This window comes from Tardiphaga sp. (assembly GCF_044340795.1).
Classification (GTDB): Bacteria; Pseudomonadota; Alphaproteobacteria; order Rhizobiales; family Xanthobacteraceae; genus Tardiphaga.
In genome coordinates this window covers 1-23,980 of record NZ_JBIISY010000089.1, presented here as the reverse complement: position 1 = coordinate 23,980, position 23,980 = coordinate 1, and the positions used below count along the sequence as shown (strand labels likewise).

Genomic DNA, 23,980 nt, shown 5'->3' with positions numbered 1-23,980 from the left:
CGATCACGATGCCGAGCTTGATGATCGCCAGGCTGCCGAAGATCGTCGCGAATAGCAGGAAATATTGCAGCGGTGCAGCCCAGTCGGATTTCGCCGCAGCCACCGAACAGGCGAAGCCGGCCATACGCAAGGCGAACACGGCGCCGATGGCGTTGCCCATGGAAAAATTGCGGCTCTGGCGCGTGGTACGCGGCTGGCCAAGAAACGCGAAGGTGAGAGCCGCGAAAGCGAATGGATAGAGCGGCGCCATCAGGCGGTCATGCAGTTCGGCGCTGAAGGCGCCGGGCATCTGCTGATACATCGGATCGTTGGCCGGCGGCGCGAACAACTCCCACAGATAGCGCTCGCGAATGCCGTAGGTGACATCCTGGCTGCGATTGGAGAATTTCGACATGTCGAAGGCATAGCGCGCAAAGGCCACCATGGCGGGATCGGTCTTGCCGGTCTCGAAGCGCTGCAGATTGCCGTCTTCGAGCACCAGGAACGAGCCGTCGGCATTCTTCAGCACCGTGCCGTGATCGGCGATGATGGTGATGCGTTCCTTGGGGTCGCGGCGGTCATCGACGAAAATGCCAACCAGCAGGCCGCCGGGCTGGCGTTCCTTGATCCGCACCGTGAGATTCGTATCGAGCTGGGCAAAGCGGCCAGGCTGCAGGATGTTGGTCAGCACGTCGGCTGTGATCTCGGCGTCCCAGCGCTTCAGGCGCCGCATGCCATCCGGCGCCATGTAGGAAGCGATGAAAGCCACGATCAGCGATACGACCAGCGTGGCGTAGAGAAAAGGCCTGAACAGCCGCATGGGCGACAGTCCGGCGGCATTCATCACGATCACCTCGGAATCGGTCGCGAGCTTGGTCAGGGTGTGCGAGACGGCGATCATCAGCGCGATCGGCGCGATGATCAGCACCAGCACCGGGATCGCCAGACTCGTGAAACCGAGAAAGGTCAGGATGGTCTGGCCCTGGCTTGTCATCAAGTCGATGCCGCGCAGCGCCTGGGTGATCCAGATCACGCCGGTCAAGCTGACAAGCACGATGCCGAAGGATGCCAGCACCATCTTGAAGATATATCTGTCGATCGACCCCATCGGTCCCCGTAATGGCCCGGAAACCTGCTGCGTGCCCATCCCCGATAGGGAATCCCCGAGGGCGACGCAGCGGCTCCAAACCTGATCGTCATACTTACCATCCCATTGATCGGTCAACAAAATGGCCGGGCGATGGCTGGTCCGAGATGTGGTTAATTTAGTCTGCGATGTGGCCCTTGGGACACTGAAAACAAGGCCGGAGGGCTGTCTTCATCGGTAAGTGAGATGGCCCGGCTTTGTGCGGGCTGTGCACGCCGCTGCGGTCGGACACATTCGGACATGGAATCAGCAGAGCCGAGGCTGCGATTCCACCGCACGGCTTGACGGCTCCGGCTTCGGGGACAACAACATCCTTTCACTCGCGTCGCCGCCCGCGGTCCGATGCGCCTCACTCGATATTCTGGAGGTCTTGCCCATGTCCGACACCGTCAAGGTCGGCTTCGTCCCATTGTCCCAGGCGGCCCGCGGCACTCTCGTGGTGTTCAGCGACGATACATTGAAACTGGGCAAGGCCACGACCAAGGCGCTGGGTGCCGCTGCCGCGCTGGTGAAGCGCGCCGCCGCCACCGGAAAATTCAAGGGCAAGAACGGATCGACCCTCGACATCCTCGCGCCGGAAGGCATGAAGGCGGACCGCTTGCTGGTGATCGGCACCGGCAAGGCCGATGAACTCAAGGAAACCGACCTGCTAAAATTCGGCGGCGTGCTCGCCGGCAAGCTCGGCGCATCCGCCGATGCGATCACCGTTGTCGCGGAGTTGCCGTCTGCCGACATGACGGCGGAGCAGGCCGCGTCGGTTGCATCCGGCGTGCTGCTGCGCGCCTATAAATTCGATCGCTACAAGACAAAGAAGAAAGACGGCGAGGAAAAGCGCGGGACCGTCAGTGTGTCGCTGGCGGTGAGCGACGTCGCTGCAGCCAAGAAGGCGTTTGCATCCGATAACTCCGTCGTGAACGGCGTCGTGATCGCGCGCGATCTCGTCAATGAGCCGCCGAATGTGCTGTTCCCCGTGGAGTTCGCGCGTCGTGCGAGCGAGTTGAAGAAACTCGGCGTTGTCATCGAGGTGCTCGACGTCAAGGCGATGCAGAAGCTCGGCATGGGCGCACTGCTCGGCGTCGCCCAGGGCTCGGCCAATCCGGCGCGCATCGTGGTGATGCGCTGGAACGGCGGCAAGAAGGGCGACGCGCCCGTCGCCTTCATCGGCAAGGGCGTCACCTTCGATACCGGCGGCATTTCCATCAAGCCCGCCGGCAGCATGGAAGAGATGAAGGGCGACATGGGCGGTGCGGCCTGTGTGGTCGGTCTGATGCATGCGCTCGCCGGCCGCAAGGCCAAGGCGAATGTCATCGGCGCCATCGGCCTCGTCGAGAACATGCCGGACGGCAATGCGCAGCGCCCCGGTGATATCGTCACTTCGATGTCCGGCCAGACCATCGAAATCATCAATACAGATGCCGAAGGCCGCCTCGTGCTGGCCGACGTGCTCTGGTACGTGGCGAAGAAGCACAAGCCGAAATTCATGATCGATCTGGCGACGCTCACCGGTGCCATCATGGTGGCGCTCGGCACCGATCATGCCGGCCTGTTCTCCAACAATGACGAACTCGCACTGCGCCTAGCCACTGTGGGGCAGGCCACCGGCGAGCGCGTCTGGCGCATGCCGCTCAGCCCCGACTACGACAAGCTGATCGACTCGCAATTCGCCGACATGAAGAACACCGGCGGCCGTTACGGTGGCTCGATCACTGCCGCCCAGTTCCTGCAGCGTTTCGTCGATGGCACCCCATGGGCGCATCTCGATATCGCCGGCACCGCCATGGGGGCGCCGAAGACCGAAATTAACCAGAGCTGGGGCTCCGGCTACGGCGTGCGCCTGCTCGATCGCCTCGTGGCGGACTATTACGAGGGCAAGAAGTAAGCGGACATGACCGAGGTTCTGTTCTACCACCTGCAGAACATGGCACTGGAAAACGTGCTGCCGCCGTTGCTCGAGAAATCCCTCGAGCGCGGCTGGCGGTGTGTTGTCCAGTCCACCTCGGAAGAACGGGCCGATGCGCTCGACGCGCATCTATGGACCTATCGGGACGATAGTTTTCTGCCGCATGCCACCTGGCGCGCGGCGGATGCGGCGGAACAGCCGATCCTGCTGGTGCTGGAGGAGAGCAATCCGAACGGTGCACAGGTCCGGTTCCTCGTTGACAATGCGGGACTTCCGGCCGAAACGGCGGGCTATGAGCGCATGGTCCTCGTCTTCAATGGCGATGACGATGAGGCGCTCGCGGCGGCCCGTAGCGCCTGGGTCGACTGCAAGGCGCGGGGACTGGCCGCGACCTACTGGCAGGCCGATGAGCGTGGTCGCTGGCAGAAACGCAATTAGCGATTAACCGTATTTGATGCTAATTGCGCCTTTCTGGAACGCCGTGTGGCCCCTGTCACGGTCACGCCGCAAACGAGTGATGAGACGGGCGCTTCGTCGCCGTGTGGGATTGCGTTGATCGTGAACAGCAAAATGCTTCATCGAACGGGTTTGGCCGTGGTTCTCCTCGCACCGCTGCTTGGCGGCTGTTCGGGTATGAGCGCGGGTGACATGTTCAAGTCGGACCTGTTGTCCAAGGACGCCGACTGGTTCTCCCGGTCGGGCCGTACGATGATCAAGAATGTTTCGATCGAAACTCCGCCGTTGACGCCGGATCAGGCAGTGTCGCCGCAGGACCTGATCAGCGCCGATGGCGCATGTCCGGGCATGCCGCCGCGGGACGCCAGCGCGCTTGCCGATGGCGCCGCCGCGGTGGCGCCGGCAACGGGCGTGGTCGCGCTCGGCCATACGGAATGTGACGTCGCCCGTGGTGCCGGTGCGCCCGACAGCGTCAATATCGGCGGCAATCCGCGCGGCGATCGCGTCACCACGATGACCTATTTGCGTGGTCCCCGCGCCGGCATCTACACGTTTACGGCCGGTCGCCTGACCATGGTCGAAGGCGCGCCCCCACCACCGCCGCAGCCCGCACGCGCCGCGAAGAAGCGCCGAGCCGGCTGAGTTGCCCGCGCGCTCACAACTACTAAGCTCGGTAAGTATCGCCGAATTCGGGTAATTGCTAAGTGAATGCCGTCTCACCGGCAGTTGCCAACTCGGTCGGGAGCAAAGTGATAGGCCAGGAACGCCAGATCGGGGAGGAAGAACACCAGCGCGTAATGCAGCCAGGACGCGCCGGAGATCCAGTAGAACAGCGTCATGCCGACAAACAGGGTGACGCCTTCCCAGCGGAGCAGATCGCGCACGCCGCCGGTGGCCGCGCCGCTGTTTTCGTTGATCGGAATATTCGCCATGCCGGCCTCCCTGACTGATCGGGATATAGGCAGCGCGATGGCCGTTGCCATGCAAATTCAACGCTTTCCAGCCATGCGGATGGGCGTTTCCAGACCCGAAAACCGCATGCTAGAACGACCGTCAAATCCCGCCGCCAAAGCGGGCGAAAACACGCGAATTTGACGGGCTGGAGCACATGAAAGAGATCCTGGATACCCTCGAAGCGCGCCGCGCCGGCGCAAAACTCGGCGGTGGCGAGAAGCGCATCGAGTCGCAGCACTCAAAGGGCAAGCTGACCGCCCGCGAGCGCATCGAGCTGCTGCTGGACAAGGGGTCCTTCGAGGAGTTCGACATGTTCGTCGAACACCGTTCCGTGGAATTCGGCATGGACAAGTCCAGGATTCCCGGCGACGGCGTCGTCACCGGCTGGGGCACCGTCAATGGCCGCAAGATCTTCGTCTTCGCCAAGGATTTTACCGTGTTCGGCGGCTCTTTGTCCGAGACCCATGCACTGAAGATCACCAAGATCCAGGACATGGCCATGAAGGCGCGGGCGCCGATCATCGGCCTCTATGACGCCGGCGGCGCGCGCATCCAGGAAGGCGTCGCGGCGCTGGCGGGTTATTCCTACGTGTTCCGCCGCAATGTGCAGGCCTCAGGCGTGATCCCGCAGATTTCCGTCATCATGGGCCCTTGCGCCGGCGGTGACGTCTATTCGCCGGCCATGACCGATTTCATCTTCATGGTGAAGAACACCAGCTACATGTTCGTCACTGGCCCGGACGTGGTGAAGACCGTCACCAACGAGGTCGTCACCGCCGAAGAACTCGGCGGCGCCAGCGTGCATGCGACGAAGTCATCGATCGCCGATGGCGCCTTCGAGAACGATGTCGAGACGCTCTTGCAGATGCGCCGCCTGATCGACTTCCTGCCGTCGAACAACACCGCAGGCGCGCCGGAATGGCCGAGCTTCGACGACATCGAACGCACCGACGACTCGCTCGACACGCTGATCCCCGACAATCCGAACAAACCCTATGACATCAAGGAACTCATCCTGAAGGTCGTGGACGAGGGGGATTTCTTCGAACTCGCGGATACCTTTGCCAAGAACATTGTCACCGGCTTCGGCCGCATCGCCGGCAAGACCGTGGGCTTCGTCGCCAACCAGCCGATGGTGCTGGCCGGCGTGCTCGACAGCGACGCGTCTCGGAAAGCTGCGCGCTTCGTGCGCTTCTGCGATGCCTTCAACATTCCGATCGTCACCTTCGTCGACGTGCCGGGCTTCCTGCCGGGCACCGCGCAGGAATATGGTGGCCTCATCAAGCATGGTGCCAAGCTGCTGTTCGCCTACAGCCAGTGCACCGTGCCGCTGGTCACCGTGATCACGCGCAAGGCTTATGGCGGCGCGTTCGACGTGATGGCCTCGAAGGAAATCGGTGCCGACATGAACTATGCCTGGCCGACCGCCCAGATCGCCGTCATGGGCGCGAAGGGCGCGGTGGAAATCATCTTCCGCCAGGACATTGGCGACGCCGAGAAGATCGCCGCGCGCACCAAGGAATATGAAGACCGATTCCTGTCGCCTTTCGTGGCGGCGGAGCGTGGCTATATCGATGACGTGATCATGCCGCACTCCACCCGCAAGCGCATCGCCCGCGCGCTGGCGATGCTGAAGGACAAGCATGTCGAAGTGCCGATGAAGAAGCACGACAACATGCCGCTGTGATAAAATACAGGGCGGAAGAGCGAACGCTCTCCGTCCTCGGTCATCTCATATGACGGACTGGAGGTGGGAATGCCGACAGTCTTGAGATGGGGACCATATCGGGCTTTCTTCTATTCTAACGAAAGAAACGAGCCTGCTCATGTCCATGTCAAACGCGAGGATCGTGAAGCGAAATTCTGGCTTCACGATCTTTCCGTCGCCGCAAACGCCGGCTTTCCGTTCCACGAAATCAACGATATCATCCGACATCTGCGCTCCAACCGCGATGAACTAGTGGCGGCATGGCATGAGCACTTTGGAAATTGATGTCGGAGATCTTCGCGCGCGCTCGGTGGCATTCACCGAGACCGAGCTCGTCGTGACGCTGCTCGATGGCCGACGCATCGCGACACCGCTTGAATGGTATCCGCGCCTCATGAACGCCAGCTCAGTCCAGCGGGAAAATTTCGAGATCATGGCGATGGGAATTCATTGGCCTGATCTTGATGAGGATCTGAGTATCGCCGGTATGTTGAAGGGCAAACACTCGCGATAGTCGATACTTTTCCATTCAGCGCCCATTCATCCCCCCAACGCGAAGCTTCTCCTCACATGTCTCAGGAGGGATCGCGATGGAGCGCCGTCATTTTCTGAAGCTCGGGCTCGCTTTCGCAGCGAGTGGTGTGCTGGTTGCGAAGACGCTGACCACGGCGGAAGCCGCGCCGCTGCTGCCTGTCGGGCCGGTGGGTGATCGCAAACAGGACAACGAGCCGCAGCCGGCGGTGGCGTCGCAGGACGATGTTGATCGCTTGCAGCCGGAGCAGGTGCAGTGGCGGCGTCGCCGCTATTGGTGATAGCGGGCTCGGCGCCTGATATCGGATTAACCTGTCAAACAGCCACGTCCTGAAAACTTTCTCGTGCGCACGCGCCGTCCTTGCCGCGCGACCGCGCGAATTGGACTTCCCTGGTTTCCCCCTCAACGATGAGGGGGATGACGCGCCAAGAGGCGCAATTTGGGTAGTCCATGCGATGCGCTCCGGCTGAAGCGTCAGCCTTCGCCCATCGCAACGCCTCTCGGCGCGCCATCACGGCGATTTTGGGCTGGAGGACCGTTCTGTCGCACACCGGCACGTCCCTTACTCCTTGCCGTAGCAAGTTTCCGAGCCGTTGATCCCGGCGGTTTCCCGCCGTTCGCCTGTGCCGTCGCAGCCGAACTATCGGCAACCCCTCATAGTGGGGGTGGACGGTGGCCCCCGGCCTCCCGAGTCCTGCTTGCGAGGCAAGGCCGCGGGCGCCGTATCCTGCTCCACCACTAGACGCCCTCGAGAAGCGCCCCTCGTGAACAGGACGGGACAGGTATATGGTCCTTTAGGAATGTTGTCAAGGGAGGTCGGCGGGCAACGCCATCGTGGCCTGCGATCCATGCTAGACAGCGGCATGGTCCTCGAACGCTGCTGATTCATGCCCCATACCGAAGCCCTGCTGTTTCCCCTTGCGATGATTGCGCTGGTTGCCGAAGCGATGACGGCGGCGCTGGCGGCCGGCCGGCGCAACATGGACTGGCTCGGCGTGGCCATGCTCGGCTGCATCACCGCGCTCGGTGGCGGCTCGGTGCGCGACATGCTGCTCGGGCATTATCCGCTGTGGTGGGTGCAAAGCCCGTATCTGCTGCTGCTGACAGGCGGCGCAGCGCTGGCCACCATCGCGATCGCGCAATTCGTGCATCGCTTCCACACGATCTTCCTCATCCTCGATGCCATCGGTCTCGTGGTGTTCACGATCATGGGCGCCAATGTCGCCATGAGCATGAACCAGCCACTGCTGATTGTCGTCGTGGCCGGGATGATCACCGGTTGCGTCGGCGGTGTCATTCGCGACGTGCTCTGCAACGACGTGCCGCTGCTGTTCCGTGCCGAACTCTATGCCAGCGTGTCGATCGTCACCGGACTGCTCTATATCGGTGGCATCACATACGGGCTCAGCCCGGATGTCGTCATCGCCGCGGCCTTTGTCGTCGGTCTCACATTCCGCCTGCTGGCGATCCGGCTGAAATGGGAAATGCCGAAATTCGTCTATGACAGCGAGACGAAGTAGCAGGCGCACGGTTCGAACGCGTAGGGCGGATGAGCCGAAGGCGTAATCCGCCGGTCAATTGCGTGAGGCGAACAAGGGCGGATGACGCTTCGCTCATCCGCCCTACGATTACTGCATCCCCGTGCAACTCGCATAGAAGGTCGTCGTCGCCGGCCAATCGGAAAATACCCCGCGCACGCCGACATCCTTCGCGAGCACGTCGAGCACCGTCATCGTGTCGCCCTCGCGGTCGATGGCCGGTTTGATCGAGCGGTGGAAGAAAGCGCCACCCCTGGTCAGCGGACCATCGCGTTCCAGCGACCAAGTGATCAGATCGAGGCCTGCTTCACGCGCCACGCGCGCGTAAGGCGAGGGCACGATGCGGCCGCTGCCATCGAGCGTCAGCAGCATGTAGATCGGCGGCGCGAGAATCCGCAGGCCGGCGGCTTTCAGTTCCGGCATGGAAGGCGCCCATGTTTCGGAGCGCAGATGATCGAAGCCGGGTGCTGCGTATCGTCCGTCCAAATAGACAGCCTGTGCGCCGAAATCCGGCGCGGTGCGGAGCCAGAACTTGATGTCGTTGAGGTCAAAGCTCTGCGGAAATACGTCAGCCGCTGGAATTCCGGCGGCGCGATATTCATCGAGCATCTGCGTGGCGTATTTCTCCTGGCTGTAGTCGCCGTCAAACGGCATCGGCACTTCGGCTGCCTTCAGCTCCGGTGTGAATTTGGCGCCGAGGCTCTTGATCAAGGCGATGCTCTCGGCATGTGTCATCAGCGTGCCCGGGCTGGCATAGAGATCCGTGCGCCAGCGCGGCGTGCCGTTCTGGTAGTCGGTCACATTGGTGGCCGATGTGTTGGCGGCATCCATCTTGGCGGTGAGCGTCTTGAACTCGGCCAGCGTGATGTCACTGGTGCAGCATTTTGCCGAGGCTTTCCTGCCGGTGGCAGGATCGGCTGGGCTGAAGGGCTGCGTGCATTTCGCGGCCAGCGCCGGCACCGAGAGGATGTTGGTGGTCGTGTGCAGGTCGCATTGCGAATGCCGGCACACGAGCTGGCGATCCTTGGTGAAGGTCACGTCGCATTCGATCACGCCGGCGCCCATGCGCGCTGCGGCAAGATAGGATTCCCGGCTGTGCTCGGGGAACTGCAGCGGTGCGCCGCGATGGGCGATGGAGAAATTGCTTTTGCGGAACGGGCCGGTGCAGGCATTCAGCTGCGTCTTCAGTGCGCCGTCCTTCATCGTGTCGACGAGATAGAAAGGCCGTGGGCCGAGTTGCGGCTCAGCGGGCAAGGGCAGTGTCTGGGCCAGTGTCGATGAGGGAAGGATCCCGAGCAGTCCTGCGAGAATGAGGCGACGTAGGGTGCGCGACACAGCTGTCTCCATGTGATGGACGGCTATTCTGGCACGGATCTGTGACGAATATTGCTGGCCGGCAAAGGCAACAAAAAACCCCGCATGACGCGGGGCTTTTCTTCGTCGCTGTTACGCTGATCACCAGCGGCGGATGCAGCGGCCATACGGATTGCGGAACCAGCCGGGAGGGCACGACCGAATGACCGGGCCTGCGCGATACATCGGGCGGCAGAAGCCGCGCGGACCGCGTGCATAGCCGGGGCCGCAGCCCTGGGCGACCTGAATCACGCCGGCGGTGTCGGCGGCACTCAGCGGCGCGATTGGCATCGCGGCATTTGCCGCGGTCCCGAAACCAGCGACGGTCGCGGCAAACAGAGCCGCTGCGAGAATCTTCTTCATGAAACACTCCCATTGATGGTGCCGCGATGCGGCGCAGGAAACGGTGACATCGCGTCCCCGCGACATAACGCCGTAACAGCGAAAATGTTGCGACGAACTGTCGTCTCACAATGCGAGATCACCGGATTCTGCCTGAATGGAGCATGAATGTTTTGCTGGACCTTGCGCGAGGCTGACGGTGTCATTGTCTCTTTGCGAGAAAGTCCAGCATCAGTTCGTTGAAGCGCGCAGGGGCTTCGAGGAAAACCAGATGCCCGGCATCGGGCAGCACCTCTGCCGTCGCGTTGGTCATCTTCGCAGCCAATGCCTTCGCCAGCTCGGCATTCTGGCCCATCCTGGGCCGCAGGGCTTCCGGCGCATTGGGCTTGCCCGGCGCGTTGTGGTCGTCGGCACCCATGATGAACAGCGTCGGCTGCTTGATCAAAGGAATTTCGTGCGCCACGGGCTCGCGATAGATCATCTGCGCGGAACTGACGAAGGCGCGCAGCCAGCGCGGATAGTCCGATGCGCCCTTGATGTTGAAGCGGGCGTCGATGAACGGCGTCACCTGGTCGGCCGGCAGCTTGAGCGCATAATTGATCTCGAGCTGTTTGCGATAGCCGTCGGCGGTGAGTTTGTCCTCGGTCTCGATGATCTTCTCGGTTGGCGTCGGTGGCACATAGAGGCGATAGTCTTCGAGGCCGATGGGGGCTACCAGCAGCAGATGATCGACGCGATCCGGGAAGGCGCGGGCAATGCGGACGCTCAGCATGCCGCCGAGCGAATGGGCCACCACATCGAATTTGGTGATGCCGAGGTGATCCATCAGCGTGATGGTGTTGCGGGCGAGGGTGTCGAAATGCAATTCGCCCGTTGGTTTCGATGATTTGCCGAAGCCGACCTGGTCGGGAACGATCACGCGGTAACCGGCGTCGGTCAGCGTCTGGATCACCGGTCTCCAATAGCTGGAGGGAAAGTTGCGCCCGTGCAGCAGGACCACGATGCGGCCGTTCGGCTTCTGCGACGCCACATCCATATAGGCCATGCGCAACTGTTCGCCATCATTGCTCACCGGCAGCATCTGGACAGGGTAGGGATACGCAAAGCCTTCAAGGCCGATGCCATAGGGCTCGCGCTCTGCTGCACGCGCTGCGTCGCTCGATATCAGGGACAGGGCGGCGAGCGAGGCGAGCAGCAGGGATTTCATCAATAGGTCCTTTCAAGCGAAGCGTCGGTTCGGTCTCGCTGATGGGGTGCTGGAAGTAAAATCACATCGCCATCACGATCTGCCGAGCGGCAAGATGCAGGCACGGCAATGCAGCGGACACGATCATGCCCGCTGCTTTGCCTGCCCATGCGCAGGATTATTTGGCTGCGCCGCCCTTCGAGCTATCGACCTCGGTGCCGGTCGGGCCGGATTGCGGCCCCTGCGAGCGTGCCGGCGCGGAGCCGGTCGTTACACCCGGATTGTCCTTGGTCGGCGTGACATCGCGCACTCCCGGCGCCACCGGAGGCTTGGTGTTGGAGTCGGCGATATTGTTGGTCGGCGCCGGTGCCTTCGGTGCGGTGTCCTGCGTTGCCGGTGTCGACTGCGTGGCCGTCTTCGTCGCTTCGCTCGGATTCATCGAGCCGCTGTTCAGCCCGTAGAAGACGACACCGAGCAGCACGAGGATGGCGGCGCCATAGGCCATCATGCGACCGCCGGATGACCGGCCTTCCGTCAACTCCGGATCGGCCTGCAACTCCCTGTCGAGGCGCGGCGTGTCGGGATTGTCCGTGCCGGCGTCCGGACGATAGGGATCGTTCGGAGACGAGAAATTTGCCATGTCGAGTCCTCCTATACGTAGACGCAGAAACAACCCACGGGCAGGGCGCATGTTCCGGTGCAGGCGAGGATTGCTGCGCCGTGGGGCTGCTGCATCGCAGCGATTGCGGCCGGGCAGCGCGATCATCACTCGTTAAGATTCGACTGCGAGTCTGCGTCATCTTCGATTCGCAGCCGTGGCACCTTGCATGTTCGACACCATCATCCTTCTCACGGGCCCCGCCGAACATTCGGTCTTCACGACGCTTCTTCGCGGGCACAATCCGTCGCTCAATGTGGTGCCGGTTTTCACCGCGGCCGATCTCGCTGCCATCGAACCGGACTGGCTGCGCCGCGCGCGCCTGATCTCCTTCACCACCGAGGTCATCGTGCCAGGTGCGATCCTCGATCAACTCGGCTACGGCGCCTACAATTTCCATCCGGGACCGCCGAGCTATCCCGGCTGGGCGCCGGCCCACTTCGCGCTCTATGAGCGCGCCGGCGATTTCGGCTGCACCATGCATCGCATGATCGAGCGCGTGGATGCCGGACCGATCGTCGAGATCGAGGTGTTCGACATTCCGCCGGGCGTGAGCGTCAGCGGGCTGGAAGAGATGGCCTATACGCGGCTCGTGCAGATGTTCTGGCGCATGGCGCGCGTGCTCGCGACGCAGTCATCACCGCTGATCGAGCGCGCCGTGCGCTGGGGCAGCAACCGCCACTCCCGGAAGGCCTATGAGAGTATCTGCAATATTCCGCTGACGATCTCGCCGGAAGAGCTGAAGCATCGGGCCGAAGTGTTCGGCACCGATCATTTTGGCATTGTCCCGTCGATCGAGCTGCACGGCGTTCAGTTCCGGATGGTGTTGCCGCCGGTCGATGTCGATGCCCCCGGGATCGCCAAGGCCGAGGCCTAAGGCTATCGGCTGCCGGCGCCCATATGGTGTGGCGCGCTGGTGGGTGGCTCGCTTGCCTTGCCGGTGATTCCGTAGAGCAGCATGCTGAGCACGATCAGTAAGCCAATTCCAATCAACGCCTTGGCAGGCTTGTGGCGATGCTGGTCGCCGCAGCGCGGATGCTGGTCGCCGCAGCGCGGGTGATATTTCTCCGGCGACGATGCCGCCATCCTGCGATCGGAAAAACCCGCGCGGGCCATCTGGACCTGGGAAAGCTGGGCCATTCCATCCTCCTTGCGTCAATCTGTCAGCCGCAGTCCCAAGGCTTGGCGGCGTGCGGATGTTCCAATTTTGCGATGCATGCCGGCTGTGCTGCCGCGGTCCGTCTCCCGTGTCGAAATATTTCTGCAAAAGCTATGGAACCGATTGCGTCCTGATGCGTTTTCGCATCTCACCGTTCTAGGTGACGCTTCAGGGGCAGTAGTGGGATGAGTGCTGATAACGGCCGGGTCGCGACCGGCATTTCTGGTCTGGATACGATTCTGGGTGGGGGCGTTTTCGACGGCGGCATCTACATCATTCAGGGCGCGCCCGGCGCTGGAAAGACCATTCTCGGCAACCAGATCTGCTTTGCGCAAGCCGCGCAGGGCCGTAACGCGCTGTACATCACGCTGCTGGCGGAGAGCCATGCGCGCATGATCGGGCACATGCGGCGCATGAACTTCTTCGACGAGGAAGCCGTTCCGGATCGCATGTCCTATGTCGGCGCCTTCAAGACGCTGGAAGATGACGGGCTGCGCGGGCTGCTCGACGTGGTTCGTCGTGAGGTGCGCACCCGCAAGGCCAGCATCCTGGTGCTCGATGGCCTCATCACCGTGCATGAAAAGGCGCGCTCGGAGCTTGAACTGAAGAAGTTCATCCACGAGCTGCAGACCCAGGCCGGATTCAGCAACTGCACCATGTTCCTGCTCACCAGCGCCTTTGACGCCGATGCGCATCCGCCCGAACACACGATGGTGGATGGCCTGATCGAGCTGCAGTCGCAGCTGCATGGTCGTCGCTCGGAGCGCTCGATCCAGATTCACAAATTGCGCGGCGGCTGGTTCATGGGCGGCAAGCACGCCTATCGCATCACCGATAACGGCCATGCGATCTATCCCCGCATCGAGGCGCTGCTGGAGACGCCGAGTGTCTGGGACAGCGCAGACGGACCGATCGTGCCGGTGGGCATTCCCGGCCTCGACAAGATGTTCGGCGGCGGCATCGACACCCATTCGGTGACGGTGGTGCTCGGCCCGTCGGGTTCGGGCAAGACCACGGCGGGATTGCAGTTCCTGACCGGCGGACCGAAAGGCGAGCCGGCGCTGTTCTTCGGCTTCCACGAAAATCCGATGGCGCTGCGCGTGAAGGCGAAGAGCCTGAAGCTGGCGCTGCCGGACAATATCACGCTGATGTGGCGCCCGCAGACCGAGGCCGTGCTCGACGAGGTCGCCACCGAGCTGCTCGGCACGCTTCGTCAGAGCGGCATTCGACGGCTGGTCATCGACGGCATCGAGGGCTTTTCCAAGCTGACCGACGAGAAGCATCGCATCGGGTCTTTTTTGGCGGCGCTGTGCAACGAGTTGCGCGCGCTCGGTGTTACCACACTGGCAACGGCCGAGACCGACCACGCCGGCATGACCCCCGGGCAGCCGCTCAAGGGCGTCAACCAGACCGGTCTCTCGGCGGTGGCTGAAAACATCATCGCGCTGCATCTCGCTGCGCTGCGTTCGGAAAACCATCGCCTGATGACGATTTTGAAATCGCGCGACCGTCGGACCGATATGCGGATGCGCCGCTTTGAAATCCACGAGGGCGGCATTGTGCTCGACGAGAATTTTGAAAGGGCCGAACGCATCCTTCGCGACATCTCCAGTCAGGGGCCGCAGCCGACGCCAGCGGCAGACCTCAAATTGACCGGAGATTAGTGGTGCGGACTGTCCTGATAGTCGAGGACGAATGGGCGATCGCCGACTGGCTGGAAGTGCTGCTCAGCGAGAGCGCCTTCAATGTGCTGGTCGCCGGCAATGGCCGCGAGGCGCTCGACATCCTGCATCGCGAGACACCCGATCTCGTGCTGACCGACTTCATGATGCCCTTCATCGACGGGGCAGGGTTGATCGCAGCCATGCGCGAGGATGAGCGGCTGCGCAACATCCCGGTGGTGGTGATGACATCGCTGCTGGAGAATGTCGTGAAGGATCGGGCCGGCCGCTTCCACGCGTATCTGCGCAAGCCGTTCCGGGAAGCCGATCTGATGAAGATCATCGGCGAGATGTTTCCGGAGTAAATACCGAGGCCGTAGGATGGGTAGAGCGGAGGCGCGGCAGCGCCGGAGCGAAACCCATCATCCTGTCGTAGCGGCAAGCTCGGCCGATGGGTTTCGCTTCGCTCTACCCATCCTACGACCCCCCCCCTTTGTTGCAGTGCACAGCGCGCGTTACGTCCTTTCGCCGCAGGCCATCGTCACGACATAACGTGGCGAGCAGATAGCCCTTCCGCATCATGAAGTTGCGTTTTTGGATGGCAGTCGCGCGCCGTGCACATTTGTGCTGCGCCCGGTTTCCAATTCAACATAGACTATTTCTAAGGGAGTCGAACGACCCCACATAAGATTGCGCAAGCAAGCCCGCCGGAAATGATGCGGGCGGCAGAACTGAGGGTGGAATGGGAATCAATCAGGGCCCGATCAGTCTCGATCAGAAATACACGCAAGGCTCCGGTCATATCTTTCTCACCGGCATCCAGGCGCTGGTCCGGCTGCCCATGGCGCAGGTCCGCCGGGATCGCGCGGCAGGGCTCAACACCTCCGCCTTCGTCACCGGCTATCGCGGCTCGCCGCTCGGCGGCTATGACCAGCAGCTGATGGCGGCGCGAAAACATCTCGATCAATACGGGATCAAGTTTCAGCCCGGCGTGAACGAGGATCTTGCGGCCACCGCGATCTGGGGCACGCAGCAGCTCAATCTCTCGCCCGGCGCCAGTTACGATGGCATCACCGGCATCTGGTACGGCAAGGGGCCGGGCGTCGATCGCTGCGGCGACGTGTTCCGCCACGGCAACGCGGCAGGCTCGGCCAAACATGGTGGCGTACTGTGTCTCGCCGGCGATGATCATGGCGCAAAATCATCGACGGTGCCGCACCAGTCCGACCATGCCTTCATCTCGGCGCTGATGCCCTATCTCTATCCGTCGTCGATCCACGAGATCATCGACATGGGCCTCCTGGGCATCGCCATGTCGCGCTATTCCGGCTGCTGGGTCGGCATGAAGGTGATCACCGAAACGGTGGAGACCACGGCGGAGATCAATCTCAATGACGAGATGACGCCGTTCAAGATCCCGACCGATTTCGTGATGCCGGAAGGCGGCCTCAATCTGCGCTGGCCCGATGACCGGTATGCGCAGGATCGCCGCCTGCAGGACTACAAGGGCTTTGCCGCGATCGCCTTTGCCCGCGCCAACAACATCAACCGCGTCACCATCGACAGCCCGAATGCCCGCTTCGGCATCATGGCCTCCGGCAAGAGCTATGAAGACGTGCGTCAGGCGCTGCGCGAACTCGGGATCACCGAACAGGTCGCCGCCAAGATCGGTCTGCGCCTCTACAAGATCGGCATGCCGTGGCCGCTGGAGCCGGAGGGCGTGCGGAAATTCGCGGTGGGTCTCGAGGAGATCTTCATCGTCGAGGAACGCCGCGAGATCGTCGAGAACCAGGTCAAGCAGGAGCTGTTCAACTGGCGCGACGATGTGCGCCCGCGCATCGTCGGCAAGATGGACTCCCATGACCAGCGTTTCCTGCCATTCGCGGAAGAGCTGAGCGTCGCGAAGCTCGCGACCTCCATGGTCGATCGCCTGCTGGCGATGGAGATCGATCCGGAGATCGCGGCCTTGCTGCGCGCCAAGGCCGACTGGTTTCACGGCCGCGAGGCATCGCAGGTGCAGAATGTCGTGCCGATCACGCGCACGCCGTATTTCTGCTCGGGCTGCCCGCACAACACATCGACGAAAGTGCCGGAAGGTTCGCGCGCCATGGCCGGCATCGGCTGCCACTTCATGTCGCTGTGGATGGATCGCTCCACCGAGACCTTCACCCATATGGGCGGCGAGGGCGTGCCATGGACCGGCATCGCGCCCTTCACGAAGGAGAAGCACATCTTCGCCAATCTCGGCGACGGCACTTATTTCCATTCCGGCTCGCTGGCGATCCGGCAGTCCATCGCCTCCAAGGCGAACATCACCTACAAGATCCTCTACAACGACGCGGTCGCCATGACCGGCGGCCAGAAGCATGACGGCGAGCTCTCGCCGCAGCAGATCACTTTCCAGCTGCACTCCGAAGGCATCCGGGCGATTTATCTCGTCTCGGAAAATCCGGACACCTATCCGGCCAGCAGCATCGCGCCGGGCACAAAACTCGCGCATCGCGACGAACTCGATCGCGTGATGAAGGAATGCCGCGAGATCGAAGGCTGTTCGGCCATCGTCTTCGTGCAGACCTGCGCCGCGGAGAAGCGCCGCCGCCGCAAGAAGGGCATCCTGGAAGATCCGCAGCGCCGCGTGATCATCAATCCCGCGGTGTGCGAAGGCTGCGGCGATTGTTCGGTGCAGTCGAACTGCATCTCGGTGGAGCCGCTGGAGACCGAACTCGGCCGCAAGCGCACCATCAACCAGTCGAGCTGCAACAAGGACTATTCCTGCCTCAAGGGCTTTTGCCCGTCCTTCGTCACCGTCGATGGTGGCAAGTTGAAGCGCAAGGCGCCGGTGGAGATCGGTAATATCGGCGACATCCCTGAGCCGGCCTCGCGGCCGACGCTGGACCGTCCCTACAATATTGCGGTGGGCGGAGTCGGCGGCACCGGCGTGCTGACCATCGGCGCGCTGCTCGGCATGGCTGCGCATATCGAGGGAAAGGCCTCGATGATCCTCGACATGTCCGGCCTCGCGCAGAAGGGCGGCGCGGTGCTGAGCCATGTGCGGCTGTCGAACGACACGGCCGAGGTGACCTGTTCGCGCATCGTGACCGGCACCGCCGATCTCCTGATCGCGGCTGACGAGGTGGTGGCGATCGCCAAGGAGACGATCTCGCTTTGCGAGGGCGAGCGCACCACCGGCATCGTCAACACGCATCTCATTCCGATCGCGGATTTCGTCCGCAATCGCGATTTCAATTTCCAGCGCGGTCGCGTCAATGACGTGCTGTCGATGGCGCTGCGCAAGACGTCGACCTTCCTCGATTTCACCAAGGCGGCGGAAGGCCTGCTTGGCGACAGCATCGCCACCAACATGATGATGATGGGCTATGCCTATCAGAAGGGCCTGCTGCCGGTGCAGCGCGCCTCCATCGAACAGGCGATCGAGCTGAATGGCGTCTCGATCAAGATGAACATGCTGGCCTTCCAGCTCGGGCGTCTGGCGGCGGCCGATCCGGAGCGCCTGGCATCGATGCTGAAGGGCAGCGACGGTGTCGCGGCGCCGAAGACCCAGGATGAGATGACGCTGGACGAGATCATCGCCCATCGCAGCGCGTTGCTGACCGACTATCAGAATGCCAAGCTCGCTGACACCTATCGCGCGACGGTGGGGCAGGTGCGGGAAGCCGCAATGCGCGGTGGCTATGATGAAGCGCTGCCGCGGGCGGTGGCGATCAATTATGCAAAACTGCTCGCCTACAAGGACGAATATGAAGTGGCGCGGCTCTATACCGATGGCCGCTTCGAGAAGCAGTTGCGTGAGCAGTTCGAAGGCGACTTCAAGATCCACTTCAACCTGGCGCCGCCGATGCTGCCGGGCGTGGACGCGTCCGGCCGGCCGAAGAAGCGTGCCTTCGGTGCGTGGATGATGCCGCTGTTCAAGCTGCTCGCGGGCGCGCGCGGTTTGCGTGGCACGCCGCTCGACGTGTTCGGCTACAACGCCGACCGCAAGATGGAGCGAGACCTGATCGCGGGCTATGAGAAGGATATCGCGACGGTGCTGGGGCTGCTGTCGCCGGCGAATGTGGAGATCGCAGTCGAGCTGCTGTCCCTGCCGGATACGATCCGTGGCTATGGCCCGGTGAAGGAAGCTGCGGTGGAGGCGGCGAAGACGCGCTATGCGCAGCTTGGCGCGGATCTCGTCAACCCGCCGCCGGTGCCACGGCAGATCGCAGCGGAATGACGTTTCTTTCCCTCCCCCAAGCGGCGCAGCCGCGCCGTGGGGAGGGTGGATCGAACGCGGAGCGTTCGAGACGGGTGGGGTGCTTCCACAAACTCCGACGTCACGTGGGGAGAGACCCCACCCCCGCCTATCGGCGGACCCTCCCCATTCGCTTCGCTCCGGGGAGGGAGGTCATCGGCGCCTGAGCATCACACCCCGATATTATCGATCAGCCTCGTCTTCCCAAGCTTCGCCGCCACGATCAGCCGCACCGGCCCGTCCTTCATCGACGACACCTTCGCCAGCGTCTCGCTGTGGCGTGCTTCAAAATAATCCAGCACGAAACCAGCCGCGGTGATCATCGCAGCACCGCCGGCGAGCGCCGTCTCCATGTCGTCGCCGGCCTTCAATCGCTTTGCCGTTTCCTTCATCGCCCTGTAGAGCACCGGCGCCGTCGCGCGATCTTCGGGCGAGAGATACACATTGCGCGACGACATCGCGAGGCCGTCGCGCTCGCGCACGGTGGCGGCGCCGACCACCTTGACGCCGAGATCGAGATCCCGCGCCATCCGCGTCACCACTTTCAGCTGCTGAAAATCCTTCTCGCCGAAGAAGGCCATGTCCGGCCGCACCTGCGTGAACAGCTTGCCGACCACGGTGGCGACGCCGCCGAAGAAATGCGGGCGGAAGCGATCCTCGAGATCGGCGGTGGCCGGACCTTCGGTGACAATCTTCGTCGCGAAGCCGTCGGGATACATCACCTTCGCATCCGGGTTCCAGACGAGATCCGCGCCGGCCTCGGTCAGTTTGGCGAGATCGCTCTTCCAGGTCCGCGGGTAAGAGCCGAAATCCTCGGTCGGTGCGAACTGCGTGGGGTTCACGAAGATCGAGACCACGACCTTGTCGCAGCGGCGCTGAGCGAGGCGGACCAGCGAGATATGGCCGTCATGCAGCGCGCCCATGGTCGGCACCAGGCCGATGGTCGCCTTGCGCGCGCGGAGTGCATCCGTTGCGCGACGAAGGGCGACAAGGGTGCGGGCGACTTGCGGTGGGCGAGGGGGCATGTTGGCTCGTTATCATTGGCAGCGGTATGTCTGCGCCTGCTTAGCAAAGCCGACGCGTTCGCGCCAAGCCTCTCCTGCGGTGTCCCGATGCCGCAATCGATCGGCGGATTCATCATGAAATGCTGCGATGACGGCTTTCGCGGCCGGCGGTTTGCATTTTCCTTGACCCTCGATCGGCTCTGCTTTGATGGTGAGGCCAAGGATTCCATCGATGTTGATGCAAAGCGCGCAGCAGTCCGGCACGGCCCATGTGATCGTGCTCGGCAATGAGAAGGGCGGGTCGGGCAAGTCCACGACCGCGCTGCATATTGCCGTGGCCTTGTTGAAGGCGGGACAGCGCGTCGCCACCATCGATCTCGATTGCCGCCAGCAGAGTTTTACGCGCTACATCGAGAATCGCCGCGCATGGGCTGCGCAGGCCGGCCTGGCGCTGGAAGTGCCCGAGCATCATTGCCTGCGGCTCGGCGACAGCACGCAGATCACTGATAACGAATCCTTCGAGCTCGAGCAGTTCGCGCAGGCGATGGCGGCGGTGGAGCGCAGCCACGATTTCATCGTGATCGATACGCCCGGCAGCGATACTTTCCTGATGCGGCTGGCGCATTCGATGGCGGATACGCTGGTGACGCCGATCAATGACAGCTTTCTCGATTTCGATGTGCTCGGCACCGTCGATACCGCGACTTACAGCGTCACCGGCGAAAGCCACTACGCGCAGATGGCGCGCGACGCGCGGCGCAAGCGACGCCAGCATGACGGCTCAACGACGGACTGGATCGTGGTCCGCAACCGTCTGTCGATGCTCGGCTCACGCAACAAGGTGCTGGTCGCCGGCGTGCTCGACCAGCTCGCTTTCCGACTGGGCTTCCGTCCGGTGGATGGCCTCGCCGAGCGGGTGATGTACCGCGAATTCTTCCCGCGCGGGCTGACGGCCCTCGACGATCTCAATGAGGCCACCCTCGGGCGCCGCCCCAGCATGGGCCACGTCACCGCCCGCGAGGAGGTGGTGGAGCTGCTCCGAAAGCTCAAATTACCGCTCGACGAGCGCGGCCGCCGCCGCGCCGCCAACCGCGCCGAATGGGCGGCCCAGGCTGACAAGCCGCTCGACCTGCACGATATCGTTGGCAGCTGAGATATTTATTCTTTAAGTCATTGATTTGTAACAAAATTATATGGTTGTGTCGCGCTTTCGTTCTCGCTGTGCGCGTGACACGTCATCGAATCGCGGAACGCGAAGGCGCTTCGGCAGTTGATTTGTCGTTGTAATGCCGCCGAGTTTGGAACGCCGTTCCCTTGCGGACCGGCCGCAAATTCGGTGAATTCGGCAGAGGTTTTGTTAGCAACTGCACAAGAAAGGACTGCGGCGCACAATGTTACGGCGCTGGATTCACAATATTTAGCCTTCCTGTCACGGCGCTGTGACATATATGCTGTTCAAGCAGCGATCATTGTCATCGATCGATTACAATCATCGTAGCCTGGACCGGCGAGCGCCCTTTCAAGGGATCATGCCGAGGGACCGAACATGAAACGCGGATTGCTTATCCTGCTTTCGGTTTGCGTACTGACCGCTGTCGCGTATTTCACCGCGAGCAAGTGGGCGATCCGTCATGAGACGCTGACCTTCTTCGACAAGGATCGTAATCGCGAGATTCAGGTCGATATCGCCGTTCGTCGCGACAAGGAAATGCAGGCGAATGCCGGCATGATCACCTTGCCGGTGGCGATCCTCAATCACGGCAACACCGTCAAATTCACCGAATACTCGTTCCTCGCCAACGTGTTTGCTGCACGCGGCTACATGGCCGTGAGCATCCAGCACGATCTGGCCACCGATGCGCCGCTGATGACCAAGGTGGGCGAGCTCTATGTCGGCCGTCTGCCGGTCTATGAGCGCGGTGTCGAGAACATCAAATTCGCAGTCAATCAGCTGAAGAAGATCCAGCCGAATTCGGACTTCGATCATCTGACGCTGGTGGGCCATTCCAACGGTGGCGATATCTCGGTGTTCTTCGCCAAGGAATATCCGGACGAGGTGAAGAAGGTCGTCACGCTGGACAATCTGCGCGTCCCGTTCATGACCGACGGCAAGTTCAAGATCCTGTCCTTCCGCTCGAAGGACAACATGTTCAAGCCGGACCCGGGCGTCGTGCCGGATGATGATGTCTGTGAGAAGGCGGGCATCACGGTGGTCGATACTGGCGCGCAGCATAATGACATGAGCGATCGCGGCCCGGCTGCGCTGAAAGAGAAGATCCAGGGTCTGCTGTCCAAGTTCCTGGACGATGACAGCAAGCTGTCGCCCGTGAGCGGTCAGCCGCAGATCCTGCAGAAGCCGGCACCCAAGCCGGCGCAGCAGAGCATGCTCACCGATCCCGCCAAGCTCGCGCAGTATACGCCCAGCGTGAACTAACTGGCCCAACCAGCTCACCGGTTAGTTGGTGACGCTTCCACACCCGCCCGCAACCGATTAATGATCGCGCATGGCCACATTGATTGCCGGCGCTGTCGCCGTTTTCGTTCTTTATATGCTGCTGCAGCTGCTTCGCACCGCGAATCCGGCGATGCTGGCGCGCGCCACCAAGATCGGCGGTGGCGTTCTCTGTCTGGCGGCTGCGGCCTTCACGGGACTGCGGGGCGAGTTCTGGGTCGCCATTCCGATCGGGCTATTTGGCGCTGGCCTGCTGGGCTGGGCGCCGTTCGGTGGCGGCTTGGCCGAAGCTGAGCTTGACCGCAGGTTTCCCGGCTGGCGTCAGCACACGCAGGGCAACACGGCAGGCCGGAACGATGGGCGCGCGGCGGCGGGCAAAATGACGGACGAGGAGGCCTATCAGATCCTTGGCGTGAAGCCGGGGGCGGGGCGCGACGAGATCAGCCGCGCGCACCGATCCCTGATGAAGAAACTGCATCCCGACCAGGGGGGCTCGACGTACCTCGCGGCTCGGGTCAACGAAGCCAAGGATACTCTGTTTCGCACGCATCGTAGCTAACTCCAGAACGCTTTACGCTACTGACTGCGAGTGGATTCCGTTCTCTGTGGGACGCCCCGTCGCCTGCCGTTGCCCGGCATGGTCGATCAATTCCCCGTCCGACTTTTGTAGTTCGGATTTCTTGACGAGAGGTTGCCCGCTGCAGGAATTGTTTACCGTGAAACGCAAAACGGCCGGGACATCGTCCCGGCCGTTTGTGTGAGTGCGAGACGTTCGTCTGGCGATCAGTTCTTGATGGTGATGCAGGGAATGTCCGAGCGCTTCAGCGTCTTGCAGGCGGCTTCGGCCTGGTCGCGGTCAAGGCCGGCGAAGCGGGCGCGGTAGAGCTTTCGCGATCCGCTGCTGACCGTCTCGGTGAATGGGTCGGCCTTGCCGAGGGCGCCGCGGGCGCTGTCGCGGGCGGCGTCGAGGCGGGTCTTGGCTTCGCCTTCGCTGCCGAGTGCGCCGACCTGGATGATCCAGCCGGAATGCGCGGTTGCGGGCTTGATCGAGCCGCCCTGCTGCACGGCCTGCGGGGCAGGCGCGGGAGCCGGGGCTGCCGCAGGAGCGGCATAGGCCATCGCGGTGCCGCCATGCTGGACGCTGGATGCCGGAAGTACGCCCAGGATGCCATTGCCGGTGCCATGGCCAGCCGGCTGGCGCGGCATTTCCGAACGGGCATAGAGCGAGTTGGTGGTTTCCGGCGAGCGGGCTGTCGGTTCGTTGGCGGTGGAGACGGTGCTGGTCGCGGTCGGCGCCGGCGTTTCGGTGCTGGCGGAGGCGACGCGGTATTGACCCGACTTCACCTGGACGGTGCGGACCCGCACCGGCTTCATCGGCTCGGCGGAGCCGGGAATGGTCGAGATCGGCTCGGACTGGATCACACCGCTATTGAGCGGGCCGGTATCCGGCTTGCGTGCCTGCGGCACCGGCGCGGGCGGCACGGCTGCGGTGGCTGCCGCGAGGAAAGAGCGGTTCGGCGCGCCGGCGGCAGCGGCCGGGCGGGCGGGGGCGGGCTCGGGAGCGGCGACGGGTTCGGCAGACGGCGGCGCGGCAGAGGCGACCTGGATCGCACCATTGACCTGCCGGCTCTCGGTCGGACGCGATTTGGCCTCGACTTCGGCGACCTCGGTCGCGGCTTCCGCCGGGCTGCGCTCGGTGATC

24 protein-coding genes are annotated in these 23,980 nt (G+C 62.7%); 15 read left to right on the top strand and 9 right to left on the bottom strand.

Annotated elements, in window-relative coordinates:
• Window positions 1–1,087 (bottom strand): LPS export ABC transporter permease LptF (gene lptF / locus ACIQ17_RS16050; protein WP_398470052.1); only part of this gene is annotated, 1,087 nt, incomplete at its 3' end.
• A gap of 415 nt (window positions 1,088–1,502) precedes the next feature.
• Here lptF and ACIQ17_RS16045 point away from each other — a divergent pair.
• The 3 genes from ACIQ17_RS16045 (at window position 1,503) to ACIQ17_RS16035 (ending at window position 4,124) form a co-directional block, all read left to right on the top strand.
• Complete coding sequence (locus tag ACIQ17_RS16045) at window positions 1,503–3,005, top strand: leucyl aminopeptidase (RefSeq protein WP_398470051.1); 1,503 nt, start codon at window positions 1,503–1,505, stop codon at window positions 3,003–3,005.
• A 6-nt stretch (window positions 3,006–3,011) separates the two neighbouring features.
• The gene (locus ACIQ17_RS16040) at window positions 3,012–3,464 is read left to right on the top strand and encodes a DNA polymerase III subunit chi (protein ID WP_398470050.1); all 453 of its coding nucleotides are present in this window, start codon (window positions 3,012–3,014) and stop codon (window positions 3,462–3,464) included.
• Between the two features lie 132 nt (window positions 3,465–3,596).
• Window positions 3,597–4,124 (top strand): hypothetical protein, encoded by a 528-nt coding sequence (locus ACIQ17_RS16035; RefSeq protein ID WP_398470049.1) that lies wholly within the window; start codon window positions 3,597–3,599, stop codon window positions 4,122–4,124.
• A 74-nt stretch (window positions 4,125–4,198) separates the two neighbouring features.
• Here the strand turns inward: ACIQ17_RS16035 and ACIQ17_RS16030 are convergent, their stop codons facing one another.
• Window positions 4,199–4,414 (bottom strand): DUF4260 family protein, encoded by a 216-nt coding sequence (locus ACIQ17_RS16030; protein ID WP_398470048.1) that lies wholly within the window; start codon window positions 4,412–4,414, stop codon window positions 4,199–4,201.
• Window positions 4,415–4,590: 176 nt separating this feature from the next.
• Between ACIQ17_RS16030 and ACIQ17_RS16025 the strand changes: the two genes are divergently transcribed.
• The 5 genes from ACIQ17_RS16025 to ACIQ17_RS16005 all read left to right on the top strand — a co-directional run bounded on the left by ACIQ17_RS16025 (window position 4,591) and on the right by ACIQ17_RS16005 (window position 8,196).
• Window positions 4,591–6,123: an acyl-CoA carboxylase subunit beta gene (locus ACIQ17_RS16025; RefSeq protein ID WP_398470047.1), complete on the top strand. Its 1,533-nt coding sequence runs from the start codon at window positions 4,591–4,593 to the stop codon at window positions 6,121–6,123.
• A gap of 69 nt (window positions 6,124–6,192) precedes the next feature.
• On the top strand, window positions 6,193–6,429 hold the full coding sequence (locus ACIQ17_RS16020; RefSeq protein ID WP_398470046.1) for a DUF4160 domain-containing protein: 237 nt from the start codon (window positions 6,193–6,195) through the stop codon (window positions 6,427–6,429).
• Entirely contained in the window at window positions 6,410–6,658 is a 249-nt protein-coding gene (locus ACIQ17_RS16015) for a DUF2442 domain-containing protein (RefSeq protein WP_398470045.1), read from the top strand. The genes ACIQ17_RS16020 and ACIQ17_RS16015 overlap by 20 nt, the downstream gene beginning before the upstream one ends.
• Window positions 6,659–6,734: 76 nt before the next feature.
• The gene (locus tag ACIQ17_RS16010) at window positions 6,735–6,956 is read left to right on the top strand and encodes a twin-arginine translocation (Tat) (protein WP_398470044.1); all 222 of its coding nucleotides are present in this window, start codon (window positions 6,735–6,737) and stop codon (window positions 6,954–6,956) included.
• 607 nt (window positions 6,957–7,563) lie between these two features.
• Window positions 7,564–8,196, top strand: a complete 633-nt coding sequence (locus ACIQ17_RS16005) for a trimeric intracellular cation channel family protein (RefSeq protein WP_398470043.1) — start codon at window positions 7,564–7,566, stop codon at window positions 8,194–8,196.
• A gap of 108 nt (window positions 8,197–8,304) precedes the next feature.
• Here the strand turns inward: ACIQ17_RS16005 and ACIQ17_RS16000 are convergent, their stop codons facing one another.
• The 4 genes from ACIQ17_RS16000 to ACIQ17_RS15985 all read right to left on the bottom strand — a co-directional run bounded on the left by ACIQ17_RS16000 (window position 8,305) and on the right by ACIQ17_RS15985 (window position 11,735).
• Complete coding sequence (locus ACIQ17_RS16000) at window positions 8,305–9,513, bottom strand: glycerophosphodiester phosphodiesterase family protein (protein ID WP_398470053.1); 1,209 nt, start codon at window positions 9,511–9,513, stop codon at window positions 8,305–8,307.
• 156 nt (window positions 9,514–9,669) lie between these two features.
• Window positions 9,670–9,930: a GCG_CRPN prefix-to-repeats domain-containing protein gene (locus ACIQ17_RS15995; protein WP_398470042.1), complete on the bottom strand. Its 261-nt coding sequence runs from the start codon at window positions 9,928–9,930 to the stop codon at window positions 9,670–9,672.
• A 181-nt stretch (window positions 9,931–10,111) separates the two neighbouring features.
• The gene (locus tag ACIQ17_RS15990; RefSeq protein ID WP_398470041.1) at window positions 10,112–11,116 is read right to left on the bottom strand and encodes an alpha/beta fold hydrolase; all 1,005 of its coding nucleotides are present in this window, start codon (window positions 11,114–11,116) and stop codon (window positions 10,112–10,114) included.
• A gap of 157 nt (window positions 11,117–11,273) precedes the next feature.
• Window positions 11,274–11,735: a hypothetical protein gene (locus ACIQ17_RS15985; protein WP_398470040.1), complete on the bottom strand. Its 462-nt coding sequence runs from the start codon at window positions 11,733–11,735 to the stop codon at window positions 11,274–11,276.
• Between the two features lie 187 nt (window positions 11,736–11,922).
• Between ACIQ17_RS15985 and ACIQ17_RS15980 the strand changes: the two genes are divergently transcribed.
• A complete protein-coding gene (locus ACIQ17_RS15980; RefSeq protein WP_398470039.1) occupies window positions 11,923–12,630 on the top strand; it encodes a formyltransferase family protein in 708 nt (235 codons plus the stop codon).
• Between the two features lie 2 nt (window positions 12,631–12,632).
• Here ACIQ17_RS15980 and ACIQ17_RS15975 read toward each other — a convergent pair whose 3' ends face one another.
• Window positions 12,633–12,893: a hypothetical protein gene (locus ACIQ17_RS15975; RefSeq protein WP_398470038.1), complete on the bottom strand. Its 261-nt coding sequence runs from the start codon at window positions 12,891–12,893 to the stop codon at window positions 12,633–12,635.
• 204 nt (window positions 12,894–13,097) lie between these two features.
• On the opposite strand from ACIQ17_RS15975, the gene ACIQ17_RS15970 reads away from it, so the two are divergent.
• The 3 genes from ACIQ17_RS15970 (at window position 13,098) to ACIQ17_RS15960 (ending at window position 18,804) form a co-directional block, all read left to right on the top strand.
• Complete coding sequence (locus ACIQ17_RS15970) at window positions 13,098–14,576, top strand: RAD55 family ATPase (RefSeq protein WP_398470037.1); 1,479 nt, start codon at window positions 13,098–13,100, stop codon at window positions 14,574–14,576.
• Between the two features lie 2 nt (window positions 14,577–14,578).
• Window positions 14,579–14,938 carry a response regulator gene (locus tag ACIQ17_RS15965; RefSeq protein ID WP_398470036.1) on the top strand — a complete coding sequence of 120 codons (360 nt, stop codon included), beginning with the start codon at window positions 14,579–14,581 and terminating at the stop codon, window positions 14,936–14,938.
• 377 nt (window positions 14,939–15,315) lie between these two features.
• Window positions 15,316–18,804 carry an indolepyruvate ferredoxin oxidoreductase family protein gene (locus ACIQ17_RS15960; RefSeq protein WP_398470035.1) on the top strand — a complete coding sequence of 1,163 codons (3,489 nt, stop codon included), beginning with the start codon at window positions 15,316–15,318 and terminating at the stop codon, window positions 18,802–18,804.
• Between the two features lie 188 nt (window positions 18,805–18,992).
• Here the strand turns inward: ACIQ17_RS15960 and panC are convergent, their stop codons facing one another.
• A complete protein-coding gene (panC, locus tag ACIQ17_RS15955) occupies window positions 18,993–19,847 on the bottom strand; it encodes a pantoate--beta-alanine ligase (protein ID WP_398470034.1) in 855 nt (284 codons plus the stop codon).
• Between the two features lie 211 nt (window positions 19,848–20,058).
• On the opposite strand from panC, the gene ACIQ17_RS15950 reads away from it, so the two are divergent.
• From ACIQ17_RS15950 to ACIQ17_RS15940, 3 genes are all read left to right on the top strand, one after another.
• A complete protein-coding gene (locus tag ACIQ17_RS15950) occupies window positions 20,059–20,979 on the top strand; it encodes a division plane positioning ATPase MipZ (RefSeq protein WP_398470033.1) in 921 nt (306 codons plus the stop codon).
• Between the two features lie 393 nt (window positions 20,980–21,372).
• A complete protein-coding gene (locus ACIQ17_RS15945) occupies window positions 21,373–22,260 on the top strand; it encodes an alpha/beta fold hydrolase (protein ID WP_398470032.1) in 888 nt (295 codons plus the stop codon).
• A 70-nt stretch (window positions 22,261–22,330) separates the two neighbouring features.
• Window positions 22,331–22,837: a DnaJ domain-containing protein gene (locus ACIQ17_RS15940; protein WP_398470031.1), complete on the top strand. Its 507-nt coding sequence runs from the start codon at window positions 22,331–22,333 to the stop codon at window positions 22,835–22,837.
• Window positions 22,838–23,061: 224 nt separating this feature from the next.
• Here the strand turns inward: ACIQ17_RS15940 and ACIQ17_RS15935 are convergent.
• The coding region (locus ACIQ17_RS15935; protein ID WP_398470030.1) for an SPOR domain-containing protein at window positions 23,062–23,980 on the bottom strand (919 nt) is incomplete at its 5' end.